21 protein-coding genes and 2 pseudogenes are annotated in these 26,041 nt (G+C 72.9%); 9 read left to right on the forward strand and 14 right to left on the reverse strand.

Going from position 1 to position 26,041, the window contains the following annotated elements:
- Window positions 1–40: 40 nt before the first annotated feature.
- The 3 genes from ACFT41_RS22875 to ACFT41_RS22885 all read right to left on the reverse strand — a co-directional run bounded on the left by ACFT41_RS22875 (window position 41) and on the right by ACFT41_RS22885 (window position 2,531).
- Entirely contained in the window at window positions 41–841 is an 801-nt protein-coding gene (locus tag ACFT41_RS22875; protein ID WP_377589068.1) for an SDR family NAD(P)-dependent oxidoreductase, read from the reverse strand.
- 95 nt (window positions 842–936) lie between these two features.
- Window positions 937–2,196, reverse strand: coding sequence for an RNA polymerase sigma factor (locus ACFT41_RS22880; RefSeq protein ID WP_377589066.1), 1,260 nt, complete (start codon window positions 2,194–2,196; stop codon window positions 937–939).
- The gene (locus tag ACFT41_RS22885; protein WP_377589065.1) at window positions 2,193–2,531 is read right to left on the reverse strand and encodes a YciI family protein; all 339 of its coding nucleotides are present in this window, start codon (window positions 2,529–2,531) and stop codon (window positions 2,193–2,195) included. Before ACFT41_RS22885 ends, ACFT41_RS22880 begins: the two co-directional genes overlap by 4 nt.
- A gap of 108 nt (window positions 2,532–2,639) precedes the next feature.
- Here ACFT41_RS22885 and ACFT41_RS22890 point away from each other — a divergent pair, with 108 nt between their 5' ends.
- On the forward strand, window positions 2,640–3,524 hold the full coding sequence (locus ACFT41_RS22890; RefSeq protein ID WP_377589064.1) for an alpha/beta fold hydrolase: 885 nt from the start codon (window positions 2,640–2,642) through the stop codon (window positions 3,522–3,524).
- Window positions 3,525–3,653: 129 nt separating this feature from the next.
- On the forward strand, window positions 3,654–4,523 hold the full coding sequence (locus tag ACFT41_RS22895) for a helix-turn-helix transcriptional regulator (RefSeq protein WP_377589062.1): 870 nt from the start codon (window positions 3,654–3,656) through the stop codon (window positions 4,521–4,523).
- A gap of 159 nt (window positions 4,524–4,682) precedes the next feature.
- Here the strand turns inward: ACFT41_RS22895 and ACFT41_RS22900 are convergent, their stop codons facing one another.
- Window positions 4,683–5,432 (reverse strand): DUF899 domain-containing protein, encoded by a 750-nt coding sequence (locus ACFT41_RS22900; RefSeq protein ID WP_377589060.1) that lies wholly within the window; start codon window positions 5,430–5,432, stop codon window positions 4,683–4,685.
- A gap of 275 nt (window positions 5,433–5,707) precedes the next feature.
- Here ACFT41_RS22900 and ACFT41_RS22905 point away from each other — a divergent pair, with 275 nt between their 5' ends.
- The gene (locus ACFT41_RS22905) at window positions 5,708–6,892 is read left to right on the forward strand and encodes an acyl-CoA dehydrogenase family protein (RefSeq protein ID WP_377589059.1); all 1,185 of its coding nucleotides are present in this window, start codon (window positions 5,708–5,710) and stop codon (window positions 6,890–6,892) included.
- 141 nt (window positions 6,893–7,033) lie between these two features.
- Here the strand turns inward: ACFT41_RS22905 and ACFT41_RS22910 are convergent, their stop codons facing one another.
- Complete coding sequence (locus ACFT41_RS22910; protein WP_377589058.1) at window positions 7,034–7,816, reverse strand: inositol monophosphatase family protein; 783 nt, start codon at window positions 7,814–7,816, stop codon at window positions 7,034–7,036.
- Window positions 7,817–8,007: 191 nt separating this feature from the next.
- Here ACFT41_RS22910 and ACFT41_RS22915 point away from each other — a divergent pair, with 191 nt between their 5' ends.
- A complete protein-coding gene (locus tag ACFT41_RS22915) occupies window positions 8,008–9,723 on the forward strand; it encodes an aminotransferase class V-fold PLP-dependent enzyme (RefSeq protein WP_377589056.1) in 1,716 nt (571 codons plus the stop codon).
- Between the two features lie 44 nt (window positions 9,724–9,767).
- On the opposite strand, the gene ACFT41_RS22920 is transcribed toward ACFT41_RS22915, so the two are convergent.
- The 3 genes and pseudogenes from ACFT41_RS22920 to ACFT41_RS22930 form a co-directional block, all read right to left on the reverse strand.
- Window positions 9,768–10,367 carry a hypothetical protein gene (locus ACFT41_RS22920; protein WP_377589055.1) on the reverse strand — a complete coding sequence of 200 codons (600 nt, stop codon included), beginning with the start codon at window positions 10,365–10,367 and terminating at the stop codon, window positions 9,768–9,770.
- Between the two features lie 5 nt (window positions 10,368–10,372).
- Window positions 10,373–10,567: pseudogene (locus ACFT41_RS22925) on the reverse strand (cellulose binding domain-containing protein); the annotation flags it as partial.
- 238 nt (window positions 10,568–10,805) lie between these two features.
- Window positions 10,806–11,711 (reverse strand): bile acid:sodium symporter family protein, encoded by a 906-nt coding sequence (locus tag ACFT41_RS22930; protein WP_377589054.1) that lies wholly within the window; start codon window positions 11,709–11,711, stop codon window positions 10,806–10,808.
- A gap of 324 nt (window positions 11,712–12,035) precedes the next feature.
- Between ACFT41_RS22930 and ACFT41_RS22935 the strand changes: the two genes are divergently transcribed.
- On the forward strand, window positions 12,036–13,346 hold the full coding sequence (locus ACFT41_RS22935) for a DivIVA domain-containing protein (protein WP_377589053.1): 1,311 nt from the start codon (window positions 12,036–12,038) through the stop codon (window positions 13,344–13,346).
- Window positions 13,343–14,182, forward strand: coding sequence for a hypothetical protein (locus ACFT41_RS22940; protein ID WP_377589052.1), 840 nt, complete (start codon window positions 13,343–13,345; stop codon window positions 14,180–14,182). Before ACFT41_RS22935 ends, ACFT41_RS22940 begins: the two co-directional genes overlap by 4 nt.
- 6 nt (window positions 14,183–14,188) lie before the next feature.
- Here ACFT41_RS22940 and ACFT41_RS22945 read toward each other — a convergent pair whose 3' ends face one another.
- Complete coding sequence (locus ACFT41_RS22945) at window positions 14,189–17,989, reverse strand: hypothetical protein (protein ID WP_377589050.1); 3,801 nt, start codon at window positions 17,987–17,989, stop codon at window positions 14,189–14,191.
- On the reverse strand, window positions 17,986–18,828 hold the full coding sequence (locus ACFT41_RS22950) for a hypothetical protein (protein ID WP_377613972.1): 843 nt from the start codon (window positions 18,826–18,828) through the stop codon (window positions 17,986–17,988). The genes ACFT41_RS22945 and ACFT41_RS22950 overlap by 4 nt, the downstream gene beginning before the upstream one ends.
- A 348-nt stretch (window positions 18,829–19,176) precedes the next feature.
- Between ACFT41_RS22950 and ACFT41_RS22955 the strand changes: the two genes are divergently transcribed.
- Complete coding sequence (locus tag ACFT41_RS22955; RefSeq protein WP_377589886.1) at window positions 19,177–19,575, forward strand: YkvA family protein; 399 nt, start codon at window positions 19,177–19,179, stop codon at window positions 19,573–19,575.
- A 13-nt stretch (window positions 19,576–19,588) separates the two neighbouring features.
- Here ACFT41_RS22955 and ACFT41_RS22960 read toward each other — a convergent pair whose 3' ends face one another.
- The 3 genes from ACFT41_RS22960 to ACFT41_RS22970 form a co-directional block, all read right to left on the reverse strand.
- Entirely contained in the window at window positions 19,589–20,422 is an 834-nt protein-coding gene (locus ACFT41_RS22960) for a TrmH family RNA methyltransferase (protein ID WP_377589879.1), read from the reverse strand.
- Window positions 20,419–21,219, reverse strand: a complete 801-nt coding sequence (locus tag ACFT41_RS22965) for a phytanoyl-CoA dioxygenase family protein (RefSeq protein ID WP_377589880.1) — start codon at window positions 21,217–21,219, stop codon at window positions 20,419–20,421. Before ACFT41_RS22965 ends, ACFT41_RS22960 begins: the two co-directional genes overlap by 4 nt.
- Before the next feature lie 83 nt (window positions 21,220–21,302).
- Window positions 21,303–22,277: a sodium:calcium antiporter gene (locus ACFT41_RS22970; protein ID WP_377589881.1), complete on the reverse strand. Its 975-nt coding sequence runs from the start codon at window positions 22,275–22,277 to the stop codon at window positions 21,303–21,305.
- A 433-nt stretch (window positions 22,278–22,710) separates the two neighbouring features.
- On the opposite strand from ACFT41_RS22970, the pseudogene ACFT41_RS22975 reads away from it, so the two are divergent.
- A pseudogene (locus ACFT41_RS22975) lies at window positions 22,711–23,207 on the forward strand (DUF5753 domain-containing protein).
- 763 nt (window positions 23,208–23,970) lie between these two features.
- Entirely contained in the window at window positions 23,971–25,374 is a 1,404-nt protein-coding gene (locus ACFT41_RS22980; protein WP_377589882.1) for a hypothetical protein, read from the forward strand.
- Between the two features lie 94 nt (window positions 25,375–25,468).
- On the opposite strand, the gene ACFT41_RS22985 is transcribed toward ACFT41_RS22980, so the two are convergent.
- Entirely contained in the window at window positions 25,469–25,972 is a 504-nt protein-coding gene (locus tag ACFT41_RS22985; protein WP_377589883.1) for a hypothetical protein, read from the reverse strand.
- Window positions 25,973–26,041 lie beyond the last annotated feature (69 nt).

Below are 26,041 nucleotides of genomic sequence, written 5' to 3' on the forward strand. Positions count from 1 at the left end.
CCCGCCCGGGTGCGTTCCCCGGGCGGCCGGTGCCCCTCGATCAGTCGACGAGCACTCCACACCCGACGGTGGTGATCGAGCCGGTGAGGCCGCTGGACAGGTCCGAGGCGAGGTACACGGCGGTGCCGGCCACGTCCGCCAGGGTCACCGCCCGGCCCAGCAGCGGGTTCGGCAGGCCCGGCTTGGCGGCGAGCATGTCCTCGAGCGTCGCCCCGTTCGCCTCGGCCGCACGCCGCCACGTCTCGCGGACGTACGAGCCGTGCTGCACGCTCTCCGGGATCGCGTCGGGACGCAGGCAGACCACCCGCACCCCGAACGGGCCCACCTCGCCGGCCAACTCCCGGGCGAGCGACTCGATGCCGGCGCAGGCCACGCCGAAGCCACCCGAGGGCATGGGCGCCCGCGCGGCGGACGTCGACAGCACGACGACGACCCCGCTGCGCTGCTCCACCATCCGCCGCGCCGCCGCCGCCGTGGTGAGGAACTGGGTGCGCACGAAGGTGTTCATCGGCAGCAGGAAGTCGTCCAGGCCCAGCTCGCGCAGCGGGACGCCCTGCACGTGGTCCAGGCCGACGGCGTTGAACGACACGTCGATGCTCCCGGCCCGCTCGGCGACCAGCGCCGCGTGGGCGTCGACCGACTCCTGGTCGAGCGCGTCGACCTGGTGGGCGTACGCCCGGCCGCCGTCGGCGGCGATCTCCTTGGCGAGCATCTCGACCCGGTCGAGGTGGTGGCCGGCCAGGTAGACCGTGGCGCCCTCCCGGGCGTACGCGCGCGACACCGCGCTGCCCAGCGCGCCCGCGGCGCCGTAGACGATCGCCGTCCTGTTCTCCAGCAGCATGTCTGATCCCCTCGTCATGGGCGGGTCCGGCGACGCCGGACCGGGTTCGTCAGACCGACGGGCGACCCACGGGGAAATATACATTTACCGCCGATTTATCGGGCTTGATCCGCAGAGCTGCCGGTGACCTCCGCCAGCCGGTCCCGCAGGTACCGGCGCTCGACGTCGTTGCCGACGAGCTCCAGCGCCCGCCGGTACGCCCCGGCCGCCTCGGCGCGCCGGTCCAGCCGGCGCAGCAGGTCGGCGCGGACGGCCGGGACGAGGTGATGGCCGGCCAGCTCGCCCGAGCGCTCCACCTGCGCCAACAGCTCCAGGCCCCGCTGCGGCCCGTGCGCCATCCCGACCGCCACCGCCCGGTTGAGCCGCACCACGGCCGACGGCGTCAGCTCGGCCAGCTCGGCGTAGAGCCCGGCGATCTGGGCCCAGTCGGTGCGCGCGGCGTCGGGGGCGCTCGCGTGGCAGGCCGCGATCGCCGCCTGCACCTGGTAGGGGCCCGGCCGCCCGTGGCGCAGCGCCCGCTCCAGCAGCGCCATCCCCTCGGCGGCCCGGCCCCGGTCCCATCGCCGGCGGTCCTGCCGCTCCAGCGGCACCAGGTCGCCGTGGGCGTCGGTGCGGGCGTCGCGCCGGGCGTCGTGCAGCAGCAACAGCGCGAGCAGCCCGAGGGTCTCCGGGTCGTCGGGCAGCAACTGGGCCAGCAGGTGGCCCAGCCGCACGGCCTCCGCGCACAGCCCGCGCCGCAGCAGGTCCGCGCCGGTCGTCGCGGCGTACCCCTCGGTGAACAGCACATACAGCACCGCGCGCACCGCCACGGCCCGGCCGGGCAGCTCGGCGGCCGGCGGCAGCTCGCCGCGCAGGCCGGCCTCGCGGACGCCGCGCCGGGCTCGCACCAGCCGCTGGGCGAGGGTGCCCGGCGCGACCAGCAGGGCGCGGGCGATCTCCGCCGGGCCGAGCCCCACGACGGTACGCAGGGTCAGCGCGACCTGCGACGTCAGCGACAACGCGGGATGGCAGCAGGTGAAGATCAGCCGGAGCTGGGCGTCACGGATCACCGGCGGCACCGGCGGGGCGTCGTCGTACGCCGAAAGGATGGCCGCGGCCTCGCGCAGCCGGGCGGCGGCCATCCTTTCGTGCCGCAGCCGGTCGACGGCCCGATTGCGCGCCACGGTCGTCAGCCAGGCCCCGGGCCGGCGCGGTACGCCCTCGCCGCGCCAGCGCTCCAGCGCGGCGGCGAACGCGTCCTGCGCGCAGTCCTCGGCCAGGGCACGGTCCCTGGTGAGGGCGACCAGGACGCCGACGAGCTGGGCGTATTCCCGGCGGAACGCCCCGGCCACGGCGGCGTCGACCGTGAAGGTCACCGGGTCCAGACCGGCCTCACCTCGATGGCGCCCAGCGCGGCGAACGGGTGCAGGGCGGCGAGCTCCGTCGCCTCGTCGAGGTCCGCGCAGCGCAGCAGGACGAACCCGCCCACCTGCTCCCGGGCCTCGATGAACGGCCCGTCGGAGACGAGGGTGGCCCCGGCCCGGGAGCGCACGGTGCGGCCGGCGCGGCCGGGGCGCAGGCGCTGCCCGCCCGCGAACGCCCCGCGGCGGCGCACCTCGTCGAGCCAGGCCCGGTGCCGGGGGTGCTCGTCAATCTCCGCCGGGCTCAGCTCGCCGGCTTCGTCGTGATAGATGACCAGTGCATACTCCACCATCCCCTCCCAGGTCCGCGCATTACAACGAGGCAGCACGCAGGAAGAAGCGGGGGGTGGTCGGCTCGGCCAGTCTTGGTGCAATCCATGCCCGCCGAGGAGGCATCCATGCGTCAATCACAGGTCACCGTCAACGGTGTCGACATCGCATACCGTGAACTGGGCGAGGGCCCCCTGGCCCTGCTGGTGCACGGGTTCCCGTTCACCCCCGACTCGTTCCGGCACCTGGTGCCGGTGCTGGTCGACGCCGGCTACCGGGTCGTGACCCCGTGGACCCGCGGCTTCGCCCCCAGCTCCGTCCCGCCGCCGGGCCGCGAGCACATCCGCGACATGGTGGCCGACGTCAACGCCCTGCACGAGGTGCTCGGCGGCGACGAGCGGGCGGTGCTGATCGGGCACGACTTCGGGGCCGCCGTCGCGTGGGCCGCCGTGGCGCAGGAGCCGCAGCGGTGGTCACGGCTGGTCGCCTGCGACGTGCCGCCGTTCCAGTTCTTCGGCGAGTATCTCCTCGACCCCCGGGGCATCAACGTGCAGGCCCACTTCTGGTTCTTCCAGATGGCCGCCGCCGACGAGCTGGTCGCCGCCAACGACCTGGCCTTCCTCGAGTTCATGCTGCACAAGTACTCGCGCGACGGCTACGACGTCACGCAGGACCTGGCCGCTATCCGGGCCGCCCTCGGCAAGCCGGAGAACCTGCACGCCGCCCTGGGCATGTACCGGACCAACTTCCCGCCGGCGACGTTCGGCACCCCGGAGTGGGCGGCCGAGCAGGGGGCGCTGTGGGGTGCCCTGCCGACCCAGCCGACGCTGAACATCTTCGGCGTGCAGGACGTCGCCTTCGCGATGGACGAGGAGAAGCTCGCCCGGATCGTCGAGGCCCTGCCGAAGGGGTCGGCCGGCGCCCTGGTCCCCGACTCGCGGCACGTCCCGCTCACCGAGCAGCCGGAGATCACCAACGCCCACATCCTGCGCTTCCTGACCGAGACGGCCTGACCGTCCGATCAGGACACTCGTCCGGCTCCGGCCGGGTCCGGCGGAATCCGCCCGCCCGGCCGGAAACCGTTGGTACTCCTACGGTGGGTACCACTGACAGTGTCATCCTCGTCGGTCATACTGAGTCGCATGAATCCGCTGGGCGAGTTCCTCCGATCGCGACGCGGCGTCATCCGCCCGCAGGACGCCGGCCTGACCCGCTACGGCGAGCGCCGGCGGGTCTCCGGGCTGCGCCGCGAGGAGCTGGCCCAGCTCGCCGGGGTCAGCGTCTCCTACTACACCCGGCTGGAGCAGGGCCAGGCGCACAATGTGTCCGACGAGGTGCTCGACGCGGTCGCCCGGGCGTTGCAGCTCGACGGCGACGAGCGGGCCCACCTGTTCGTGCTGGCCCGCCCCGGCCGGGCGGCGACCGACCGGGCCGCCCGGGGCGACATCACGCCGCCGGCCCTGCACCAGATGCTCGCGATGATGCCCGACGTGCCGGCGATGGTGCTCGGCGTCGCGACCGACGTGCACGCCTGGAACCCGCTGGGCCACGCGCTGCTCGCCTGGCACCTCGACGAGGCGCCCAACATGGGCAGCTCGGTCTTCCTCGACCCCCGGATGCGCGAGCTGTATGCCGACTGGCCGGGCAAGGCCCGCTCGGTGGTGGCCTACCTGCGGATGGCCGTGGGTCGCTACCGGGGCGACCGCCGGGTCGTCGGGCTGGTCGAGGAGCTGCTGTCGCGCAGCCCGGAGTTCGCCGGGATGTGGGCCGAGCACCCCGTCAGCACCTGCGAGACGATGACCTACGACATGGCCCACCCGGTGGTGGGGGCGCTGACGGTCAACCAGCACACGCTGCGGCTGGAGGAGACCCCCGAGCTGATGCTGGTGACGTTCACCGTCGAGGCCGGCTCGCCGTCGGCCGCGGCGCTGCGGATGCTCGGCGGCATCCCCCGCCGCGCCCCGGCCCCGGTTGCCGTGCCCACCCCCCGGCACAGCGTCACCGTCCCCTGAGCCACCCGCCTCAGCGCACGGAACCCGCCCGCCCAGAACCCCGCACCCAGCCGCCCACACACACGGCGGCGGCCGGCTCCCTGGGGACGGCCTGCGCCGCCCGGCCGGGAACCGGCCGCCCCGACGGGTGGGGCGCGACCGCGCCCCACCGCGCCGACGTCACTGCGTCCCGGCCTCCACCGGCTGCGCGGCCGCGCCCTCGTGGCGCACCCGGAACTTGTTGACCCCGGTCCACCAGTTCTCGCCCGGGTCGGCGGCCTCGTCGGAGTCGTAGCGGTCGTGGTGCCGCCACCAGTCCCACGGGTGCGCCAGCCCCTCCTCCTGCCGGCCCAGCGGGGTGACGTCGAGGTAGTTGTAGGTGTTGATGAACACCTCGCCGCCCCGGTCGAACACCGAGCTGGCGTGGAAGATCCTCTCGCCTTCGCGGATGAACGAGCTGACCGCCGGCAGCTCACCCTTCTCCATCGAGACGTTGAAGTCGTAGTTGAAGTCGCTGCCGAACGACGAGACCCACGGGATGTGGCTCCAGCCCATCCGGGCCTTGAACTGCTCGATCTTCTCGATCGGGGCGCGGGCGATCATCACGAACGAGGTGTCCCGCGCGTGCATGTGCGACAGGTTCCCGACGTTGTCGGCCTGCATCGAGCAGCCGACGCAGCCCTCCTTCGCCTCGGGGGCGAACATGAAGTGCCGCACGATGAGCTGGCGGCGGCCCTGGAACAGGTCGAGCAGCGTCACCCGGCCGGCAGGCGAGTCGAACACGTACTCCTTCTCCACCGGCACCACGGGCATGGCCCGGCGGGCGGCGCTGAGCTGGTCGCGGGCGCGGGTCAGGGCCTTCTCCTCCTCCAGGAGCTTCTCCCTGGCCGTGGTCCATTCCTCACGCGAGACGATCTGCGGAAAACTCATCGTTCCTCCCTCAGCTGTCGCCGCCGGGCCGGGGGGAGGCCGGGCGACACCTGCGAGCCTGGCATGGGCCCGATCCACCGACTTCTCTGCTCTTGCCCTTCCCGCCGGCCTTCCTGCAACGGGGCCGGACTACCGTCCGAATAGGACACCTGGTGACAGTCCGGAAGGGACGGCGGGCAATCCGGAAGAGGTTACGGCACGCGGAGTGTGACAGCGTCGAGAGCGCCTGACCGACACGACCCCGGCCGATCCGGTCGCCCCGTTGAGGAGGACACGTGCCCACGACCACCGAAGCACCCACCCGCGAGGAGCTGGTCCAGCGGGCGGCGGGTCTCGTCCCGCTGATCCGCAAGCACGCGGCGTGGCAGGAGGAGAATCGCCGGCTCCACGACGAGACGGTAGCCGCGATCGAGGAGGCGGGGCTGTTCAAGCTCCGCACGCCCCGCCGCTACGGCGGGTACGAGGTGGACACCCGCACGCTCGTGGCGGTCGCCACCGAGCTGGGGCGGGGCGACGCCAGCACCGCCTGGGTCACCTCGGTGCTGTGGATCCCCACCTGGCTCGCCGGGCTGTTCCCCGACGAGGCCCAGAACGAGGTGTTCGCCGTCCCCAACGCCCGGGTGTGCGGCACCAACAGCGTCGGCGGCACGGCCGTGCCCACCGACGGGGGCGTCGTCGTCAACGGCAGCTGGCACTTCATCAGCGGGGCCCACCACGCGCAGTGGCAGGAGATCGCGGTGGTCGTGGTGCGCCCGGACGCCGAGCCGGAGCCGATCATGGCGCTGGTGCCGATCGGCAGCCTGGAGATCGTCGACGACTGGTACACCACCGGCCTGACCGCCACCGGCAGCGTCACCACCGTGGTCCGGGACCTGTTCGTCCCGAGCAGCCACATCATCCCGATGAGCGCGGCGATGATTCCGCAGGGCCTGTCGCAGGGCAACGCCGACTCCCCCATCTGGCGCACCCCGGCCGCGCTGAACGCGGCGGCGTCCGGCGTGGGCGTGGCCGTCGGCGTGGCCAAGTCCGCCCGCGACGAGTTCTTCGACCGGCTGCCCGGCCGGAAGATCACCTACACGGAGTACGAGAACCAGAGCGAGGCCCCGGTCACCCACCTGAAGGTCGGCACCGCGCTCATGAAGATCGAGCAGGCCGAGTTCCACGCGTACCACGCCGCCGACCTGGTCGACAGCAAGGCGGCCACCGGCGCCGAGTGGACCCTCGAAGAGCGGGCCCGGGTGCGCGCCGACCACGGCTGGGCGACCCGGCTGGCCAAGGAGGCGGTGGACATCTTCGCCTCCGCCAGCGGCGGCACCTCCATCTACCGCGACGTGCCGATCCAGCGGATCGTCCGGGACGTCAACGCGATGAGCCTGCACGGGCTGATCAACCCCGACACCAACACCGAGCTGTACGGGCGGGTCGTCTGCGGCCTGGGCCCGAACACCCTGTTCGTCTGAGCCCTCCCGCGCGGTTCTTCCCGCCCTTCCGCGCGGATCCTCTGAGCTTTCCCGCACGTGGCGGGCCGCCCGGCGCACCCCCTCGCCGGGCGGCCCGTCGCACCACCCGGGCACCCCGGGGCCGGCTCCGCGGCGGCGGCGTCAGCCCAGCGCGGCGACCCGGGGACGCAACCCGTCGATCAGCTCCGGCGGGGCGGCGAGCACCCGGCTGCCGCTCACCTCGACGGCCGCGCCGGCCTCGACGGCGATCACCAGACCCGCCGCCCAGTCCCACCGGAAGGCGCGATCCTCGACGTACGCGTCGCACCGGCCCGCCGCGATCCAGGCCAGGGCCAGCGCGGTGGAGCCGAGCATCCGCACCCCGCGCACGTCGCCGGCCAGGTCGGTGACCACGGCCGCCTGCACCCTGCGGTGGGCCACGTCGTACGCGTACCCGGTGGCGAGGACGACCTCGTCGAGAGCGGGGCCGGCGGGCCGGGCCAGCGGGGCTTCGCCGAGGAACGCGCCCCGACCCCGGACGGCGTGGAACAGCTCGCCGTGCACCGGGTCGAGAACCACCCCGACCACCGGCCGCCAGCCGTCCGGCGTCTCCTCCTCGCAGGCCACGCTCACGCACCAGAACGGCATCCCGGAGACGTAGTTCACCGTGCCGTCGAGGGGGTCCAGCACCCAGCGCAGCCCGGAGCGGCCGGCGTGGCTGCTGCCCTCCTCGGCGACGATGCCGTCGGCGGGCCGGCGGGCGCGCAGCAACTCCACGATGCGCGCCTCGCTGGCCCGGTCCGCCTCGCTCACCAGGTCGGTGGCGGACGTCTTGTGGTCGACCCGCCCGTGGTCGCCGAAGCGCCGCAGCAGCTCCCGTCCGCCGAGCCGCGCCGCCTCCTCGGCGACCCGCCGGCAGTCGTCCAGCTCGGCACCGCTGACCATCGCGTTCTCCTCGTGTCGGCCGCAGGGACGGTCGAGATCGTCGCACCGGAACTCGCCCGGCACCAGTCGCGCGGATGGCCGGCCGCCGTACCGCCCCTTGGTCGGTTCGGGCACACTGGGGGTCGGCGCCCGGGACATCGACGCCCGCCGACCTGCCCCGACGCCGACGCGCCACGGGGAGGCGGTGCGCCATGGGCGGCACGTCGGGCACGGCAGACCGGCTGTTGGCCCGGATCCGGGACGGGATCATCGGCGAGGGTGAGGTGCTGGACGGCCCCTACGGGCCGCGCCGGATCACCTACGCCGACTACACCGCCTCGGGCCGGGCCCTGGACTTCGTCGAGGACGCCGTCCGGGACTGGGTGCTGCCCCGCTACGCCAACACCCACACCGAGAGTTCCGCCACCGGCCTGGCGACGGGGCGGCTGCGCGAGGACGCCCGGCAGATCGTCCACGACGCCGTCGGCGGGACCGACGACCACATCGTCGTCTTCTGCGGTTCGGGGGCCACGGCGGCGGTCGACAAGCTGATCGGGATGCTCGAACTGCGGCTGCCGGACGGGCCGGCCCGCCGCCACGGCCTGCTCGACCGCATCCCGCCCGGGCAGCGGCCGGTGGTGTTCGTGGGCCCCTACGAGCACCACTCCAACGAGCTGCCGTGGCGCGAGACGTACGCCGACGTGGTCGTCATCGGCGCGGACGCCGACGGGCACATCGACCGGGCCGAGCTGGCCGCGCAGCTGGCCCGGCACGCGGGTCGGCCGCTGCGGGTCGGCAGCTTCTCCGCGGCCTCCAACGTGACGGGCATCCTCTCCGACGTCGACGCGATCGCCGCCCTGCTGCACGCCCACGGCGCGTTGTCGTGCTGGGACTACGCCGCCGCCGGCCCGTACGTGCCGATCCGGATGGGCGAGTCGACGCCGGGGGCCGCCGACGGCAAGGACGCGGTCTTCCTGTCCCCGCACAAGTTCGTCGGCGGCCCGCAGACGCCCGGTGTCCTGGTGGTGCGCCGGGACCTGGCCCGCAACCGGGTGCCGACGACCCCGGGTGGCGGCACGGTGGCGTTCGTGGACCCGGTCGGTCACCGCTACCTCGACGACCCCGTCGCCCGGGAGGAGGGCGGCACGCCGGCGATCGTCGAGTCGATCCGGGCGGGGCTGGTGTTCGCCCTCAAGCAGGCCGTCGGCACCGACGTCATCCGGGCCCACGAGGAGCGGCTGTGGTCGCGGGCGCTGCGCCGCTGGTCGGCGAACCCGGGGATCGAGGTCCTCGGGAGCACCCGGGCCCACCGGCTGCCCATCGTGTCTGTGCAGATCCGCCACGGCGACCGCCACCTGCACCACAACTTCGTCGTCGCGCTGCTCAACGACCTGTTCGGCATCCAGGCACGCGGGGGATGTTCCTGCGCGGGGCCCTACGGGCACCGCCTGCTGGCGATCGACGAGGGGCGCTCCCGCGCGTTCCGGGAGGAGATCGCCCTCGGCTGCGAGGGGATCAAGCCCGGCTGGGCACGGCTCACCTTCAACTACTTCGTCTCCGACGTGGTCGCCGACTACCTCGTCGACGCGGTCGACCTGATCGCCCGCCACGGGCACCGGCTGCTGGCCGACTACCGGTTCGACGCGCGCAGCGGCCTGTGGCGTCACCACCGCGGCCCGGGGCGGCCGCTGCGCCTGGCCGACCTGGGCCCTCTGCTGGTCGGCGACGCGCTGCCCACCGGCCGGCGGGAGCGGGTCGGCGAGGAGGCCCTCGCCGGATACCTGCACGAAGCGCGCCGGATCCTCGCCGGCCGGGACGACCGCCTCGACGAGGGCCCGACCGGCCTGCCGCCCGGCGTCGAGGCGCTGCGCTGGTTCCACCTCCCGCCGGCCTGCACGGCGCCTCTGGACGCGCCGTCGCCGCACTGACCGGGTCGGCCGACCGGACGGCCGCGCCCGATCGGCCGCACGCCTCAGTTGATGGTGACCGAGTAGGAGCTGGTGGTGACCTGACCGTTGCCGGTGAAGATCTCCGGCCCCGCCTGGACACTGGTCAGATACTTCGAGCTGCTCATCCAGCCCCGGGCGACCAGGTCGTTGGTGAAGTCGCGGATGTTGAGGTTCGCGTTGGTGGTGTTGCTGGTCCGCACGTACGAGTAGACGTTCCAGGTGCCGACGTAGCCGCGCCAGATCTCCCAGGTGGTGCCACCGATGGTGACGGTGCCCTGGCGGCTGCCCGCCGGGGACGCGTTGGAGCGGTACAGCCAGATCATCAGCTCGTCGGTGGGCTGGTCGGCGGAGCCCGGGCTGGCCATCGGGTGCAGCCAGCAGTCGTAGGCGACGTTCTGGTTGACGGTGCCGTTCTGCGTGACGCTGAACTGCCAGCTGGTCCAGATGCACTGGCTACCCGAGCCTGTCCCGGCGCCCCACTGGTTGTTGGGGATCCAGTACTTGCCGATGTCGATCGCGGCGGGGTGGTCGGGGGCGGGGTGGTGGTCGTCGGGGGCGTCGGGCCGTTGCAGGTCACCCCGTTGACCGCGAAGTTGGTGGGCACCGGGTTCGCGCCGCTCCACGAGCCGGTGAAGCCGAAGCCGGCGGTGCCACCCGTGCCGATCGCGCCGTTGTACGCGACGTTCGTCGCGGTCACCTGAGCGCCACTCTGGGCCACCGTGGCGTTCCACGCCTGCGTCACCTGCTGGCCGGAGGCGTACGTCCAGGTGAGCCGCCAGGACGTCAACGGGTCGCCGAGGTTGGTGACCACCCACGCACCCACCCACCGCTCTCGCCGATCTTGCAGTTTGGGCCCCCCGAACGGGTGGTTGGCACCATTTGCCGGGGCCGCAAGTGCAAGATCGGCCGCAATCCATCGAGGGATGTCACTGCGACGGTACGGTAGTCGTCAGCCGCCCGTCAACGCAGCCGACCCGCGCCACCACCCCGCCCACGGCAAGGAGCGCGACCGTGGCCGCGCCGGACCCGACCGGGAACCGGATCCGGCGCGGGCACGGCGATCACACCCGGGTCGGGGCCGCCGAGAAGTCGCCGGTGGCGGTTCCCGTGCGCACGCGACGGGAGACGATGACGCCGAAGACGGCTGCGGTGAAGAACATGACGAAGCCGTACGTCACCGACGGCATCGCCATCGTGGAGTTGTCGAGCAGCGTCGGGCTCATCCCGATGGTGATGGCCAGGCTGGCGTTGTGCAGGCCGATCTCGAACGCCGAGGCGATCGACTCCCGCTCGCCGACGCGCAGCAGCCGGGGGCCGAAGTAGCCGAGGGCCATGCTGATCAGGTTGAACGCCACCACCGCGAGGATGATCTCGCCGAGGATGTCGAACACCTCCTCGCCGAGGCCGGCGATGACGCTGGAGATCATCAGGATCAGCACCACCACCGACAGGACCTTGACGGCGCGTTCCATACGCGCGGCGGCGCTGGTGAACCTCGCGCGGATCGCCATGCCGATCGCGATCGGGATCAGCACCAGGGCGAACACCTGGATCACCTTGTCGAACTGGAGGCCGATCGAGCTGTCCGAGCCGAGGAAGCCCGCCACCGACAGGTTCACGATGATCGGCAGGGTGAACAGCGCGAGCACCGAGTTGACGGCGGTCAGCGAGATGTTGAGCGCCAGGTCACCCTTGAACAGGTGGCTGTAGAGGCTGGCCGTGCTGCCGCCCGGCGAGGCGGCGAGCAGCATCATGCCGACCGCCAGCTCGGGTCGCAGGTCGAACGCGACGACCAGGCCCAGGCAGATCGCCGGCAGGATCAGCATCTGGGAGACCAGGCAGACGACCATCGCCTTGGGGTATCGCACCACCCGGCGGAAGTCGTCGAGGGTCAGCGTGAGGCCGAGCCCGAGCATGACGATGCCGACGGCGATGGGGAAAAGTATGAGCACGGTGTCGTTACTCATGATGACTCCGCCTTCCGGTATGAGAGATCCATGAATCTCACACCGTCGGCCAGCACCCCGGTTCTCGGATCTTGCCCTATGCGGAGCCCTTATCGGCGTCAGGTGCACAGTGGACCATGAGCGGGTAAAACGGCAGGTGGTACGGCCGAAGGATCAGGCGGAGGGCGGCACACGGCGCTGGCGGCGGTGGCCCGCGGGGTCGGTGTCGCCGATCGGACAGCTGGGGCGACGGTCGGCCGCGTTGATCGCGTCTACTGTCGAGGCCGCCGCGCCGCCACCCGTCCGGTGGCGGGTCGTCGGCGCACCGCCGATCGGAAGGCTCAAGTGGACCGGGCATCGACTCCCGCTCCGGCGGGAGAGGAAGCCGCCGATTCCGGCCCGCCGCCCAACCGGCGCCGGGTTCAGGCGCTCACCCGCCGGCTGGACCGTCTCACTGCGAGCTACCGCCAGGCCGAGCAGCGGATCATCGAACTCGACCATGAGCTGCGCGACCGCACCGACGACAACGGGCGGCTGCGCGCCGAGGTGGATCGACTGACGGAGGCAGTCGAACTCCTCGGCGCCCGACTGGCGGCTTTCGGCGACCTGACGCCCGAGCGGCTACGACAGCAGGCGGCCGAGCTCGACCGGGAGGCCGCCGCCCGGCTCGCCGACGCCGACGAACGGGCCCGTCTGCTGATCGCCGACGCCGAGCAGCAGACAGAGCAGGCGCGCCAACGCAGAGTACGGCTGCTCGGCGCGGTCCAGGAGGAGGCCGAGCTGTTGCGGCGCGCCACGCGGGCGGAGCTGGCCGAGCAGGCGGCGGCAGCCGACGAGAGGAACGCGGCCACCCGGCGGTCGATGATTGACCAGGTCGACCGACAGTGCTCCCGGATGTTGGCCGAGGCGGCGACCCTGGCCAGGGAACTGCTCCAACTCGCCGATCCCGAGCAGGCCCGGACGGAGGCCCACGAACAGGCCTGGGAGCTGGTGCGCACCGCCCGGCGTGAGGCCGAGAAGATCCTGGCCGAGGCGGCCACGGAGGCCGGGGAGATCCTGGCCGAGGCAGCCACGGAGGCCGAGGAAATCCTGGCCGAGGCGCGGGAGAAAGCGGACCGGGGGCCCGTCGTCACCCGCCGGCAGGGCGGCAGCATCGCCCCCGGCCCCGCGCACAGGGCCACCCAGGGCGGCGACGACGGGCACCCGGGGAGCGCCGACCGGCCAGAGCCGCGCCTCGCACAGCCGCCCGCGTCTGCCGGTCCCCCGCTGCCGGTCCCCACCGGATCGACCGACCAGGAGCCACCGGTCTTCGTGCGGGCCCTGGATCTGCTGCGCCCGGCACCGTGGAAGCGCGACGCAGCCACCGACGACCCGGACGTGCCGGTGCGACGGGATCCCGCCGGGTGGCCGATCATGCCCGATGTCCCCCACTTCGTCATCGTCCTCAGGGGATACGACCGAAGTGAAGTCGACGGCTACGTCCAGTGGGCCAAGCGCTGCGACCAGAGTTCCTCGGGTGCCAGGACGTGGCGACCGGCAGTGTTCCGCACCTCCGTCCGCGGCTACGACCAGGCGCAGGTGGACACATACGTCAGACAAGTCGAGGCCGTGCTACGGGGCCGCGAAAGCAGGCGGAGGAAGGGTGGAGAGGGATGACGTCGGACCAGCCGGTTCTTGGCGTGCACGGCATCTGGAACACGCAGCCGGGGCTTCAGCCCGCGCAGGCGGCGGCCCGGCTCGGCGAACAGTGGACGGCGGCGCTGGCCGTCGGCTACCGCGACGCGGGGCTCGGCGATCCGGCACCGGCCGTGGTCGGCACCTACTACGCGCACGTCCTGGCCGACGACGCCCAGGGCGGCATCGACGACCTGAGCGTGCTGACCCCGTACGAGCAGGACATGGCATGGGCGTGGATGCGGGAGCTCGGCGTGCCGCAGGAAGCCGGGCAGGGGGTGCTCACGGTGCCGCTGCGGCAGGGTCTGAGCTGGCTCGCGCGACGCGAAGGACGCCCGCAGCAGGTGTTGGCCCGGGTCATGACCGCGTTCCTGCGGGAGGTCTACACCTACCTGACCCGGCCCGCCGCACGAGCCAGCGCCCGAGCGGCGGTGATCGAGGCGGTACGGGTGCACCGGCCCAGGGTGCTGGTCGCGCACTCACTCGGCTCGGTCGTGGCGTACGAGGCGTTGCACGAGGCGACCGATACCACGGTGGATCTGTTCGTGACGCTCGGATCGCCGCTCGGGCTGCCCGGCGCGGTGTTCGAGGCCATCGACCCACCGCCGCGCGACGGGCGGGGACACCGGCCGCCGAGCGTAGGCCGGTGGGTGAACATCGCCGACCCCGGCGATCTGGTGGCGACGCCGACGCGGCTCGGCGGCCGGTTCGACGTGGATCTGCACGCAGAAGCCCACATCGGTGCGGTGGACTTCCACACCATGCGCGGGTACCTGTCGTGCGGACTGGTGGCGGCGGCGGTAGCCCCATACGCGTAGGTCGTGCTACCGGCGGGTGGCCGCCAGCAACACGACCCGCCCGGTACAGCGGACGAAGAGATCCGGCCCGGCCACGGTCACCTCGTCGACCGGCGAACCCACGTCGATGTCTGCGAGCAACCGCTCGGATCGCGCATCGGAGACGAAGACCGTGGTGTCCCGCCAGCCGACGGTGGCCCGCCCGCCGTCGGGCAGCGTGAGGCGCGCGGCCGTCCCGAGGCCGTCGACGTGCGGAGGCCCGGGTGTGGCCAGGGGCGAGACGTGTCGGCTGCGCAGATCCGTCACCCGGGTGCCGTCGGCGGCCTCGGTGAGCGCCATCGGGCGGTCCCCGAGGCGGGTGAGGGCCACCGAGCCGACCGGGCCGTCGTGCCCGGTGGCGCCGCGGTACGTCGGGCGACCGGTCGCCCGATCGGTGACGACGAGGTCCCCCGCCATCGAGGCCGACACGAGCAGGCCCTGCGGCGCGAAGGTCAGTGCGGTGACGGGCTGCCGGTGCGGGCGGCAGGCACCGACCAGCGCGCCGGTGGCGGCGTCGCGCACCAGCACGCGACCGTCGAGGGTTCCGGTGGCCACGAGGCGATCGGCGATGGCGACGGACGAGGCGAGGTGACCGTCGGCGGCGGGTGCCGCCAGCGGTGCAGTGGCGGGGCCGTCGGGCCGCAGCCACCATGCCCGCACCCGCTCCCCCTCGGCCAGCACGAACAGGTCACGACCGGCCAACGCGCAGGTCAGGCGCGTGTGGCTGGCCGCTCCGAGGTCGCCGGGCAACCGGCCGAGCAGTTCCTCGGGGCCGTCGCGCCGGTGCTCCTTGCGCAGGTTCCGCGACGTGACCACGACCTCGCCACCGTCGACCCGGGCGATGGTCAGCCGGGGGCCGGCCGCGACGCCGGCGAGGGCGGTGACCGGATGGCGCGTCGGCTGCCAACCGGCGGGGATCCACTGCCCGCCGTCGTGCCGCAGCAGCCGGACACCGCCGCGGGGATCGGCGACGAGCAGCACCGGCCCCGACTCGGTGGCCACCTGCGCGGTCGGGCCCACGCCGTCGGGCAGGGCCGGCGGGGGCACCCGACTTCCGTCACCGGCCGGTGACGGGGCGGCAGGGCCGTCGACCACCGCCGGCCGCCCGGTCGCGATCTCCCAGCCGAACGCCTGTCCGGAGTCGTCCTCGACGATGAGCAGACGCCCCTGGTGGTATAGGGACCGGGGGCTGCCGTCCAGCCGGGCGGACCAGAGGGGTGTGAGGTCGGGGGCTGCCCACACCGACAGTTCCTCGTCCGTCGTCGCCACGCAGACGTACCGTTGCCCGCGCCATCTGACCACGGCGGTCGCCGCGGCCGGGGCGTCGACCAGGACATCCGCCGCTGGCAGGCCCACGGTTTCCTCGCCCTTGGTGGGGGCGGCCCAGGCGGGGACCCAGTCCAGCGGAGGCTGGCCGGGTGGCCGGCAGAGAGCGCTGGCGGCATCGGGCGCGCCGCCGAGCAGCGCCGCGACCGCGAGGGCGTACCGGCGCGACCGGGTCGGGCGCCGGAGCCGGGCGATGTCGTCCGGGGTCAGCCACGAGACCTGCCGCGCGGCGAGCAGCTCGGCCACCGCGTGCGGCTCGCCGTGCACCAGGAACTCCGCGTCGTCGGCCAGCAGGTCCAGCCGGCCGCTCTCGGCGCAGTGGGTGACGGCGTGTCGACGCAGGTACGGCTCCGCGAGATCCCAGCGCCGGCCGGTGCCCTCCATACTGGCCAGGGGTGCCAGCATGGCCTCGGCCAGACCGACTGCCTGTGGGGTGCCGTCGCCGCGGCGGAGATGGTCGGACAGCCCCTGGTGGAAGAGGCGGTAGAGAGTCGTGCCGTCGACGTCGGCGCTCACCCGCAGGTAGAAGCGGCCGGCATCGAGGGCTCCGGTGATCCGCTGGCGATGCGACAGCGGGGACGAAGCGTCAGCCGCGGGGTCCGCTTCGGCGGCGAACGCCGCTGCGGCGTCGCCGATGACCGCGGCGGGCATGCCGTCACCGCGGGCGTGGGCGAGCACCGTCAGCACCGGTCGCAGCCACGCCTGGGTCCGAGTCGACAGGTCCAGCTCCAGCAGGCCAGGCAGCGTCCGGGGCACGGCGGCGGCCAGCTCGCGGGCCCGGGCGTTGTCGACGACGGGCTCGTACGCTGCGACGAAGTGGTAAGTGTAGAGGCCGGCCACCAGGAACTCGCCCCACCGGTGCTCGTCGTCGTCGGGCCGGTCGTGGACCAGGTTGGCGGCGAGCGCGTGGGCGAAGCTGGCCCGCGCCCCCGCGTATTCCACCCGGTCGTAGGGCGGGTGGTAGCGCAACAGCGTGTCGACGTACCTTTCGATGTCGCGCTCCAACTGCCACCGGTCGGCGGCGTCGAGGTCGATCAGGCCTCCCGCGCCCTCGGCCAGTTCGCGCAGCGGTGCGAACTCCGGCCAGGGACGCATTCCGACGAGCAGCCGGCACACGGGTCTCCCGTCCGGCCGCCGCGCGTCGGCCAAGGGCAGCAGTAGCCTCGACATCACCTGCCGGTGCTGCTCAGCCTCGTCGAGGGCGTCGAGCACGATCACCGGCGGGATGGCGAGTTCACCGATCCTGGCGACGAGCTCCGGCACGCTCCAGGACCGTCCGTCCAGCGGCGGCAACGCCAACTGGCCGGCCAGGGAGGCGACGATCTCGGCGACGCCCCGCTGACGGGCGTGCACGGCCGCCAGGTGGTGGTTCACCCTCGGGGCCCAGTCGGCGGTGTCCCAGATCCGCCGGGTCGGCTCGTTCAGCACGTGGTGGGCGGCGCACACGATCACCCCGATGACGGCCGACTTGCCGGCGCCCGGCCCGCCGGTGACGACCCGCAGCCACGGTTCGCCGTGGCCGTCGCACCAGGCGGTGAGTGCCCGCAGCTCCCGGCTGCGACCGCTGAAGCAGCCCGGCCCGCGGTGGCCCTTCATGCCGCTGGCGACCTCCATGAAGTGCACCGGGTCGAGGGCTTCGTCGACATCGTCGAGGAATGGGGCCACGGCGACGTCGACGCGGGCTCGCACCGCCCGGCGTCCTCCGCCGAGAAACCCGGGGTTCGGGAAGAACGGCACATCGGGCGAGCCGGCCGCGATGTCCCACAGGCTGCCCGTCACCTCCTGCGGCAGCGCCCCGTCCTGGTCCACCAGCCGCCGGACCTCGCGGCGCAGCGCCGCGGCCACTCGTTCCAGCGGCAGGTGCCGCTGCTCGGCGTCGGTGTGCGCGTCGGCACCGGCGAGCATGTTCAGCACGTTGGCCACCGCTGCCGAGTAGCGGCCCCGGAACGCCTGCTGGTGGGGGGCGGACGCGGCGATGACCCAGGCCCGCCCGGCCCCGTCGGTGGTGGACAGGTGCCAGGGCTGGCGGGCTGCGGCACCGGCATGGCAGAGGTCGAGCAGGAACAGGGCAGCCGGGAGCTCCGGGAAGTGACCGATGCGGCGTACCCACTCGGTCACCTGGCCCTCGGGGTGGTGGCGGCCATCGGCGCCGACGACGTAGAGCGCGCCGTCGTCGGTGAGCAGCCCGTGGCTGATGAGGTGGACGACGAGCAGGCCGTCCGGTCCGCACTCCCGGGCCTCCCGCCAGATCAGTTCGGGCAGGCCGGCTCCGGACAGCTGGGGCTCGTCGAGACACTCGGTGACCGTGTAGCCGAACCGCCGTAGCGCGGCGGAGACGGCGGGCACCCGTTCGCGGACGAAGGGCAGCGGCGCGCGGGCGAGGGAATCCGCACCGGTCGCGGCACCGAAGGTCGGCACCCCGATGCTGATCGCCCGACGCCGGCCCGCCGATCCGCCCGTCACCGCGCCCCGCCAGCGGCTTGACGCCCCTCGCGCGGATCCTGCCGGATCAGACCGAGGACGGTACGGACGTAGGCGTCCACGCTGGCGGGCTCGTAGCCGGACTCGCCGCTGCGGAAACTCGTACTCGGCGGCGCGGGCGCGGACAACGGATCAGCCGCCGCCTTCTTCGCCCAGCCGATGAAGTTGTTGACCTGCCCCTTGACGTACCCGTTCCGGACACTGCGGAAGGCCGGCCGTTCGGGCAGGGCGATGGTCACACGGGATTCGCCGCGCAGCCGGCGGACCTGAAGCTCGGCCTCGGCGAGGAGGGCCTCGGCCCGGTTCTCGGCTCGGGCGACGATTTTCTCAGCGGCGGCCTCGACGTGCCGGTGGGCGTCGCGGCGGTCACGCTCGATGCGCGCCTCGGCGTCCGTTCTCGCCTTCGCCAGCAGCTCCGCCGCCTGTCGCCGGGCCTCCGCCACCAGCCGCTCGGCCTCCTCGGCCCGGCGGCTGATCTCCTCCTCGCGCGCCGTCAGGCCCTGCTCCTGTCGACGGGCCCGGGCGGCGAACTCCTCGGGCGTGACGTCCCCGAACTCCCGCAGGCGGGCTGCGAGGGCCGCGGCCCGGTCCAGTGCGACCCCGAGGCCGTGGCGCAGCCGTTCGGCTTCCGCCGCCTGCGCGTCCATGGCGTGCCGCAGGTCGACCAGGTCCTGTTCGACGCGTGCATGGTGGTCTCGCAGCCGCCCGACGCGCCGGGCGAGGGCCCGTTCGCGGCGGCTGCGGTCCGCGGCCGGCTCACCCGTCGGGTCGGCCGGTGGAAGGGCCCGAGCACGCCCCGGATCCGCCTGACTGCCATCCATCGGGCCCGAGCATAGGCGGCAGCCCGACACCGGGCGGCCCCCACGCCGGGGTACGTCCGGCTCGCACCCGTCAGTCGGGCCGATGTGGACGGTCGGGTCGTGCGAACCCGGCACCGGGGCGGCCCTCACGGCCGATCGGTCCCGACGGCTGACCGACCGGCGGCAGATCGGTCGGCCCGGCATCCGGTGTCTTCCGCCGAAGGCCGGGGTCGCAGGAGAGCCGCCGTCGATAGGCCACGTCCCCGAGTCCCCGAGTCCCCGAGTCCCCGAGTCCCCGAGTCCCCGAGTCCCCGAGGGCTACGGCTACGTTAGCCAGTCGTGCACCTCGTACTCGATCACGACCTGGCCCTGCGCGACTGGGCCGTTGCCCTGGCCGGCGCGGTCGCGCTGCTGGTCGCCTCCTGGGCGCTGCTGATCCTGCTGGCCCGCCGGCTCCCGCCCGGCCTGCTGCGCGACCTTGCCGCCTTCGTCCCGGACTGCGTCACCATGGTCCGGCGGCTGCGCCGCGACCCCCGGGTGCCCCGCCGGGCAAAGGTCGCCGTCCTGATCGCCGGGCTCTGGGTGGCCAGCCCCGTCGACCTGATCCCCGAGTTCCTGCCCGTCATCGGCCCCCTCGACGACATCGTCGTGGTGGCGCTCGCCCTGCGCTACGCCGGCCGGCAGGTGCCCCGGGACGTCCTGCTGGCCGCCTGGCCGGGCGAGACCCGCCTCATCGAGCGGCTCCTCGGCGCGCCGTCGGCCGTGTAGCGCGACGTCTGCGCTACCGCCGGGCGACAACCCTCCGCTGGCGTGCCGATTCGTAGAGCACGACGGTCGCGGCGGCCGCCGCGTTCAGGGAGCTGGCGGCCCCGGACATCGGGATCCGGACGAGCTGGTCGCAGGACTCCCGCCAGCCGACGCTGAGACCGGCGGTCTCGTTGCCGATCAGGAGCAGCGTGGGCTGTGTGAAGTCGTACTCGGCGGCGTCCAGTGCGCCGTGCTCGTCGGCGCCCACGACGCCGATGCCGATGCCGTTGGCGCGAAGGTCGGCGCCCCAGGACAGCACGGCCTGGGGTGCGGGCACTCGGACCACGGGTAGAGCGAACAGCGAGCCGGTGCTCGCCCGCACCGCCTTCGGGTCGTACACGTCGGCGGCGTGGCCGGTGACGATGACGCCGGACGCGCCGAAGGCGTCCGCGGAGCGGATGAGGGTCCCGATGTTGCCGGGGCTGGTGGGCCGGTCGAACACGACGGTGAGCATGGTCGGCGAGGCCGGGATGCGGCACAGGTCGTCCTCCGGCAGCGCGACCACGGCCAGCAACTCCGGAACCGTGTCCGCCTTGCCTCCCAACTCGTGCATCAGGTCACGGGAGACGGCGAACTTCTCGGCCCGGACCGTGTCCAGGGTCTCGCGGGCCCAGCCGGACAGCGGAACGTCGGTGTCGTAGAGCAGCTCCCGAATCTGCCAGCCGTGTTCGATGGCCATGGCGATCGGGCGCACGCCCTGCACGAGGAACTCGCCGCGACGCTGCCGCTTGGTCCGATTGCGCAGCAGAGCCTCCCACTGCTGGAATCGCGCATTGCGGCCACTCACCCGCGCCCACACCGTCGTCATCGGCTCCCTCGCACGTCAGGGCCGGGGGTGTCCTGCCCGAGGCCCCGGCGGATCGCGATCTCCACAGGAGAGTATGCCCCGTCTGCCCGCTCCAACTCGTACGGCTCGGCCGGCATCAGCGGCGGCTGGGCCATGAAGCGCGGCCGCGTACCATGGTGGGGTTGCGCCGCGTGCACCAGGAACGGGTGGCACAGGAACACGTCGCCCGGGGACCCGGTGGCCAGGGCGAGTGGCCGGTGGTCGGACGCCGCCACCAGGTCGGGCGCGAGGTCCAGCCCGCTCGCCCCGTCCTCTCCGTGCGGCTCCAGCACCTTCGGCACGTCGAGGTGTGAGCCAACGCGGATCCGGGTCGGGGCGTCCTCCTCGCCGACCTCGCTGAACAGGAACAGCATCAGCAGCGCCCGACCCCGGGAGCGCAGATTCGTGAAGTACCAGTTCGCGCCCTCCGGCAGGTAGCTGCCCTCGATGTGCCAGCCCGCGTCGTTCGGCTCCTCCCGGTGCGGGAAGCGCAACGGAAACGTGCCCAGCGAGTAGCGCGGCTCCCAGCGTCCCGCGCCGACGAGCAGGTCGTACGCGTGGTGGAGGAACGGGGAGTTGGGTGCGGCGGCGAACGGCCCCTGCGCCATGCCGGGCACCCAGTGCACGGGCTTCGTCCACGTGGCGGGGTCGTCCGGGTCGCAGCCCGTCTCCCGCCACAGCAGCCGTGCGCAGTCCGCGGCCACGTGCGGCGCGACGGCGCCCGCCAGCTTCACGAAGCCGTCGCGAAGGAACCGGGATACCAGGGTCGCGTCGTCCATGCCCCCATCGTGCGGCGGCACCAATCCCGACCACCCGACATTTACCGCGCCGCTTCTGTCGGGTGTGGGCGCGACAGCGCCGGTCAGTCGGCCTCGACCGGCGCTTCGCCGAAGACGGCGAAGCTGACGACCCAGTAGACGACGTAGGCGGTGAGCAGCACGTATCCGTGCCAGCGCCGCAGCCGGCGGGTGTGGAGGAAGTAGGCAGCGAGGGCGGTCATGCCGACGAGCACCGGGAGGTGCCAGGAGAGCACCTCGTCGTCGACGACGATGCTGCCGCCGGCGAGCAGGATGATGCCGAGCTTTCCGGTCACGCCGAAGACGACGCTGCCGATGACGTTCGCGATGCCGATGTCGGCGGCACCCCTGCGGGTGGGCTCGACGGTCAGGAGCACGTCTTCGAGGGTGAGGACGAGGGTGGCGATGGTGGCACCGAACAGGGCCCCCGGGATCTGGAACTCCTCCAGCAGGCCCTCCGTGCCGATGCTGGTCATGGCCGCGCCGGCGACGAGGCCGACCAGCGCGACGACGGCCAGCCCGATCGCGGCCCAGCCGGGAAGCGGGCGGGCCCTGTCGAACGGCATCGTCACGACGAAAGGTGCCCGGCTCGTGGCCGGCCTGCCTTCCCGCAGCTCCCGGGTGGCCACGTAGCCGAGGAAAAGCGCGAACAGCAGCAGGAGCAGCCCGCCGTAGAGCGGGGTGAGGGGCCCGAAGACGAGGAAGGGGATCATCACCAGCGGCGCGGCGGCGAACAGGGCGAGGTAGGGACCCGGGACGGCTATCCGGGTGGGCGAGATGATCGCGGCGAGGGCGAGCACCACCCCGATCATCGAGATCGCCGTGCCGAAGACGGTGCCGAGCGCGACGCCGCTGAGGTCCTCGACGTTGAGCGCCACCCCGAAGGCGACGTCGTCGAACTCTATTCCGGTGAAGACGATCGCGAGCAGAAAGACGGAGACGCGCAGGCCCGACGCGGCACCGACGAGATAGGAGATCAGCTTTTCCGCGCTGTAGATCAGCAGCGCGGCACCGACGATGAAAAGAAGTATCGACGACAAGAGCCGGGCGCCCCTTCCCACGATGAACGACCGGATCGGCGCATTGCGCCCGCCGGCCGACAACAGCAATTCGTCGCTTCGAGGCGCTATCGTTGCACATCGATGCCGCGCAGGCCAGGGGCAAGATCCCGCCTGGACCGTCCCCGCCGGACACCGCGTGGGAATTGCACGGTGATGGCTCTCGCCGTAGGCGTCTTGTAGGGACGGAAGCGCAGACCGATCGAATGGTCGCCCACCTCCCGAATCACTCCCAGGGCACCATTCCGATGTTTCAGAGCGGCCTCGGTCCGTCCGCCCCATCGACGTCCAGGGCACGTGCCAGCTGTACGGGGCGACGCGCGAGCTGACCAAGGCACTGACCGCCCTGGCGGCCGAGACCAGGGCCAAGGGCTGGTGGCACTCGTACGGCCTCGCCGTCCCCGACTGGTTCGAGATGTACGTGGGGCTGGAGGCCGCCGCCCATCAGCTTCGCGAGTACGAAAGCACCCTGATCCCAGGTCTGTTGCAGACCCGCGACTATGCGCTGGCCGTATACCAGCACCGAGCCGAGGTACAGACGAGGAGCGCGACCGCTTGGTCGAGGTGCGTCTGCAACGGCAGACCATCCTGGAACGCCGGCTGCCCCGGGCTCCCAAGTTCGAGGTCATCATTACCGAAGCGGCCCTGCTCCGCACCGTCGGCGATGCCTCGACGATGGCCGAACAGCTTCGCCATCTGCTGGCCGCCGACGAGTTGCCCAACGTCTCAGTCCGAATACTCCCGCTGACCACGAGAGTGCATCGGGGTGCCGAAGCAGGCACCTTCGTCATCCTCGACTTCCCGATCGGCAATCGGAGCACGCCGGAGCCGCCCGTGAGCTACTGCGAGTCGTGGACCGGCGCGCTCTATTTGGACCGGTCTTGGCGATGGTGGCGCTCTACCGGGCCATGAGGTCGCTGCGCAACGAGGGCGTCGACGTCGAGGTCGTGGACATCCCCACCACCTGATGTGGCCCCTCCACAACCCCTCGGATATCGAAGGAGCAAGTCTGATGAACGCTCGCCGACTCGACCCCACCATGTCCTTGCCGGGGCTCGACCGTCCACCGACCCCATCGCCTGCGGTGTGACATCGGACCCGGCTCCAGCGTCGCCGGTGGGATGACCTGAGTACCCGCCTCGCTTCGCCCCGCGAACGGGTGACGCCAGCAGCCGATGACGTTCCGTGACTGGCTGCGGCGGCGCCGCCCCGTGCCGGTCGGCGTGACTCTGCGTCATGCTCCGTCGACACCGCAGGACATCCCAATTCTCCTTTGCTCTGCACCCATACCCGCAACACCGCCGTCGACCTGCTTGAACGCGAGATCGGGGGCGGTCGGGGACCGCGTCGGACCGTCGCGCTGCGTGGAGCGTTGCGTCCGTGGGTGCAGAGCAAAGGGGACGGGTCGCGGTGTGGTGCTGCCGGGCCGGGCGGTCGCGCTGTGTCACGTACAACGGGCGGGTTCACGCGCGGGGGCGTGGCGGCCCCGGACCGGCGGTGGACCCGGCGGGGGCAGTCGGGTCCCGGCCAGGGCCGGCGCGGCGCGCCCGGTGGCACCGGGCCTGGGCGGGGTGGGGTGTGCGGCGGACGGCGACGCCGGTAACGTTGCGCCCCATCACGCCCGGCGGCCGCACCGCCGGCTCTCGGATAGGTCCGACTCTACGGAGGATGCCGGATGTCCCACGGCGGGGAAACCTTCGCGGTACGCAGCGAGCCGAACGGGCGGCCGAGCTTCGAGCAGACGCTGCGCGGCTACGACAAGCGGCAGGTCGACCGGTACGTCGAGCAGGTCGACGCCACCGCCTCGGCGCTGACCGCCGAGCGGGACCGGGCGCAGCACCAGCTGCGCAACCTGACCCTCCAGTTCCAGGCGCTCCAGACGGAGGTCTCCGAGCTGCGGCAGCGGCCGGCGCAGGTGGACCGGGCGTCGTTCCGGGACCTGGGGCCGATGGTCGACCAGATCCTCGCCCTGGCCGAGAAACAGGCCGGGGCCATCACGGAGACCGCCGCGCAGCGAGCCGGCGAGCTGCAGACCGAGGCGGAACGGATCCTGGTGGAGTCGCGGGAGCACGCCGCCCAGGCGCTGCACGACCTGGAGGCGGAGCTGTCGGCGCGGCGCGCCGAGCAGGAGAAGGCGTACGAGGAGCGGCGCTCGGCGGCGGAGGCGCAGCTCGCGGACGTCCAGGAGCTGGTGGAGCAGCTGCGCACCGACGGCGAGGCCGCGCACGAGCAGGCCCAGCAGGAGGCGAAGCGGATCAACGAGCTGACCGCGCAGCAGGTGGAGCAGGCGCGGGCGGCGGCCGAGGCGCTGACCAAGGCGGCCCGCACGCAGATCCAGCAGGAGGTGCAGGCGGCGCGCGCGCAGAGCCAGCAGGAGCTGGCCCAGTGGCGGGTCAACGTGGAGCGGGAGATCAACGAGCGGCGGGCGGCGGCCGAGCAGGAGCTGGCCGAGCACCGGGCGGCGGCCGAGCGGGACGTGGCCGGGCAGCTCACCGCCGCCGAGGAGAAGATCGCCACGCTGATCGCCGAGGCGCAGCAGTACTCGACGGAGGTGCGCAAGCGCGCCGACGAGCAGGCGACCGTGCACCAGGAGCAGTTGACCGCCGTGCAGCAGGAGGTCGGCAGCCAGCGGCAGGCGTTGACGCAGCTGCACGCGGAGCTGGACACCGCCCAGCAGCAGCTCGCCCAGATCCGCCGGGAGGGTGGCGCGCTGGAGCACGAGGTGAACCAGTTGCAGCACCGCCTGGCCGAGGTTCGTCAGGAGCTCACGGCGGAGGCGAACCGGCTGGAGGAGGCGCGCACCGCCTCCGACTCGGCCGAGCGGCATGCCAAGGACGTGCGGGCCCGGGTGCAGCGGGAGGCGAAGCGGGTGGCCGACCTGGCCGCCGCCGCGGTGATGGCCGCCGCTGCGGGTGGCGGGGAGACCGCCGAGTATCCGACGGTGAAGCAGCGGCAGGGTGGCGCGGACCGGCTCGCGGCCGAGTTCGGCGAGGCCGGCGAGGCCAGCAGGGACCGCGAGGCCACCGAGCAGCCCGCCGAAGAGGTCGCGGCGGCGGCCCCGGAGACGGCCGTCAGGTGAGGTGCCCCGGGCCCGGAGGCACAGGCGACGTAGCCGGACCGCCGCCGCCCGACGGGTGGACGTCGTGCCGGGCGGCGGCTGTCTGCGTGCGGGGTCAGCAGCCGCAGGTGTAGTACAGGACGTCCCAGTGGCTGCCTTCCTTGGTGTACAGGTTTCCGGAGGCGGAGCGGTACTGGTAGCCGAAGCCGGCGATGTAGCCGACGTAGGCGAAGTGCGCCGAGATGTAGTTCTGCACGCAGGTGGTCAGGCCGATGTCGACCTTGTAGCCGGTCCAGTGGCTGTAGGGGCCGTCGGCGTGGCCGACCTCGGTGCCGGCGGTGATGGTGATCGCGCAACCGCTGACCCGCTTGAACGTGATGATCCCGTCGACGGTGGCCTGCCGGATGCCGTCGAACGAGGTGCAGGTGGCGATGTAGCGGTCGCTGCAGTTGCCGCTGGAGGTCCAGGAGATGCCGGCGGCCGACAGCTGGGACGCGGCGCTGGAGTGGGTGATCGCCAGGGCGGGGCTGGCGACGCCGAGCGTGACGCCGAGGGCCGCGAGCACGGCGACGAGCAGGGTGACCGCTCGTCGGCGCGGCGTGGGGCGGGTCGTGGACATGGTTCTCCCGTATCGCCGTGGGGTTGGATTCTTGCGATTCAGGGGGCCGGCCTTGCAAAATTTCTACCA

Source organism: Micromonospora sp. NPDC057141, assembly GCF_042670805.1.
GTDB lineage: Bacteria > Actinomycetota > Actinomycetes > Mycobacteriales > Micromonosporaceae > Micromonospora.

What these genes read in the sequence shown, in the direction of transcription:
- ACFT41_RS22875 (WP_377589068.1), bottom strand. Translation starts at nt 841, where the DNA reads ATGCTGCTGGAGAACAGGACGGCGATCGTCTACGGCGCCGCGGGCGCG.
- ACFT41_RS22890 (WP_377589064.1), top strand. Translation starts at nt 2,640, where the DNA reads ATGCGTCAATCACAGGTCACCGTCAACGGTGTCGACATCGCATACCGT.
- ACFT41_RS22895 (WP_377589062.1), top strand. Translation starts at nt 3,654, where the DNA reads ATGAATCCGCTGGGCGAGTTCCTCCGATCGCGACGCGGCGTCATCCGC.
- ACFT41_RS22900 (WP_377589060.1), bottom strand. Translation starts at nt 5,432, where the DNA reads ATGAGTTTTCCGCAGATCGTCTCGCGTGAGGAATGGACCACGGCCAGG.
- ACFT41_RS22910 (WP_377589058.1), bottom strand. Translation starts at nt 7,816, where the DNA reads ATGGTCAGCGGTGCCGAGCTGGACGACTGCCGGCGGGTCGCCGAGGAG.
- ACFT41_RS22915 (WP_377589056.1), top strand. Translation starts at nt 8,008, where the DNA reads ATGGGCGGCACGTCGGGCACGGCAGACCGGCTGTTGGCCCGGATCCGG.
- ACFT41_RS22930 (WP_377589054.1), bottom strand. Translation starts at nt 11,711, where the DNA reads ATGAGTAACGACACCGTGCTCATACTTTTCCCCATCGCCGTCGGCATC.
- ACFT41_RS22940 (WP_377589052.1), top strand. Translation starts at nt 13,343, where the DNA reads ATGACGTCGGACCAGCCGGTTCTTGGCGTGCACGGCATCTGGAACACG.
- ACFT41_RS22950 (WP_377613972.1), bottom strand. Translation starts at nt 18,828, where the DNA reads ATGGATGGCAGTCAGGCGGATCCGGGGCGTGCTCGGGCCCTTCCACCG.
- ACFT41_RS22960 (WP_377589879.1), bottom strand. Translation starts at nt 20,422, where the DNA reads ATGACGACGGTGTGGGCGCGGGTGAGTGGCCGCAATGCGCGATTCCAG.
- ACFT41_RS22965 (WP_377589880.1), bottom strand. Translation starts at nt 21,219, where the DNA reads ATGGACGACGCGACCCTGGTATCCCGGTTCCTTCGCGACGGCTTCGTG.
- ACFT41_RS22980 (WP_377589882.1), top strand. Translation starts at nt 23,971, where the DNA reads ATGTCCCACGGCGGGGAAACCTTCGCGGTACGCAGCGAGCCGAACGGG.
- ACFT41_RS22985 (WP_377589883.1), bottom strand. Translation starts at nt 25,972, where the DNA reads ATGTCCACGACCCGCCCCACGCCGCGCCGACGAGCGGTCACCCTGCTC.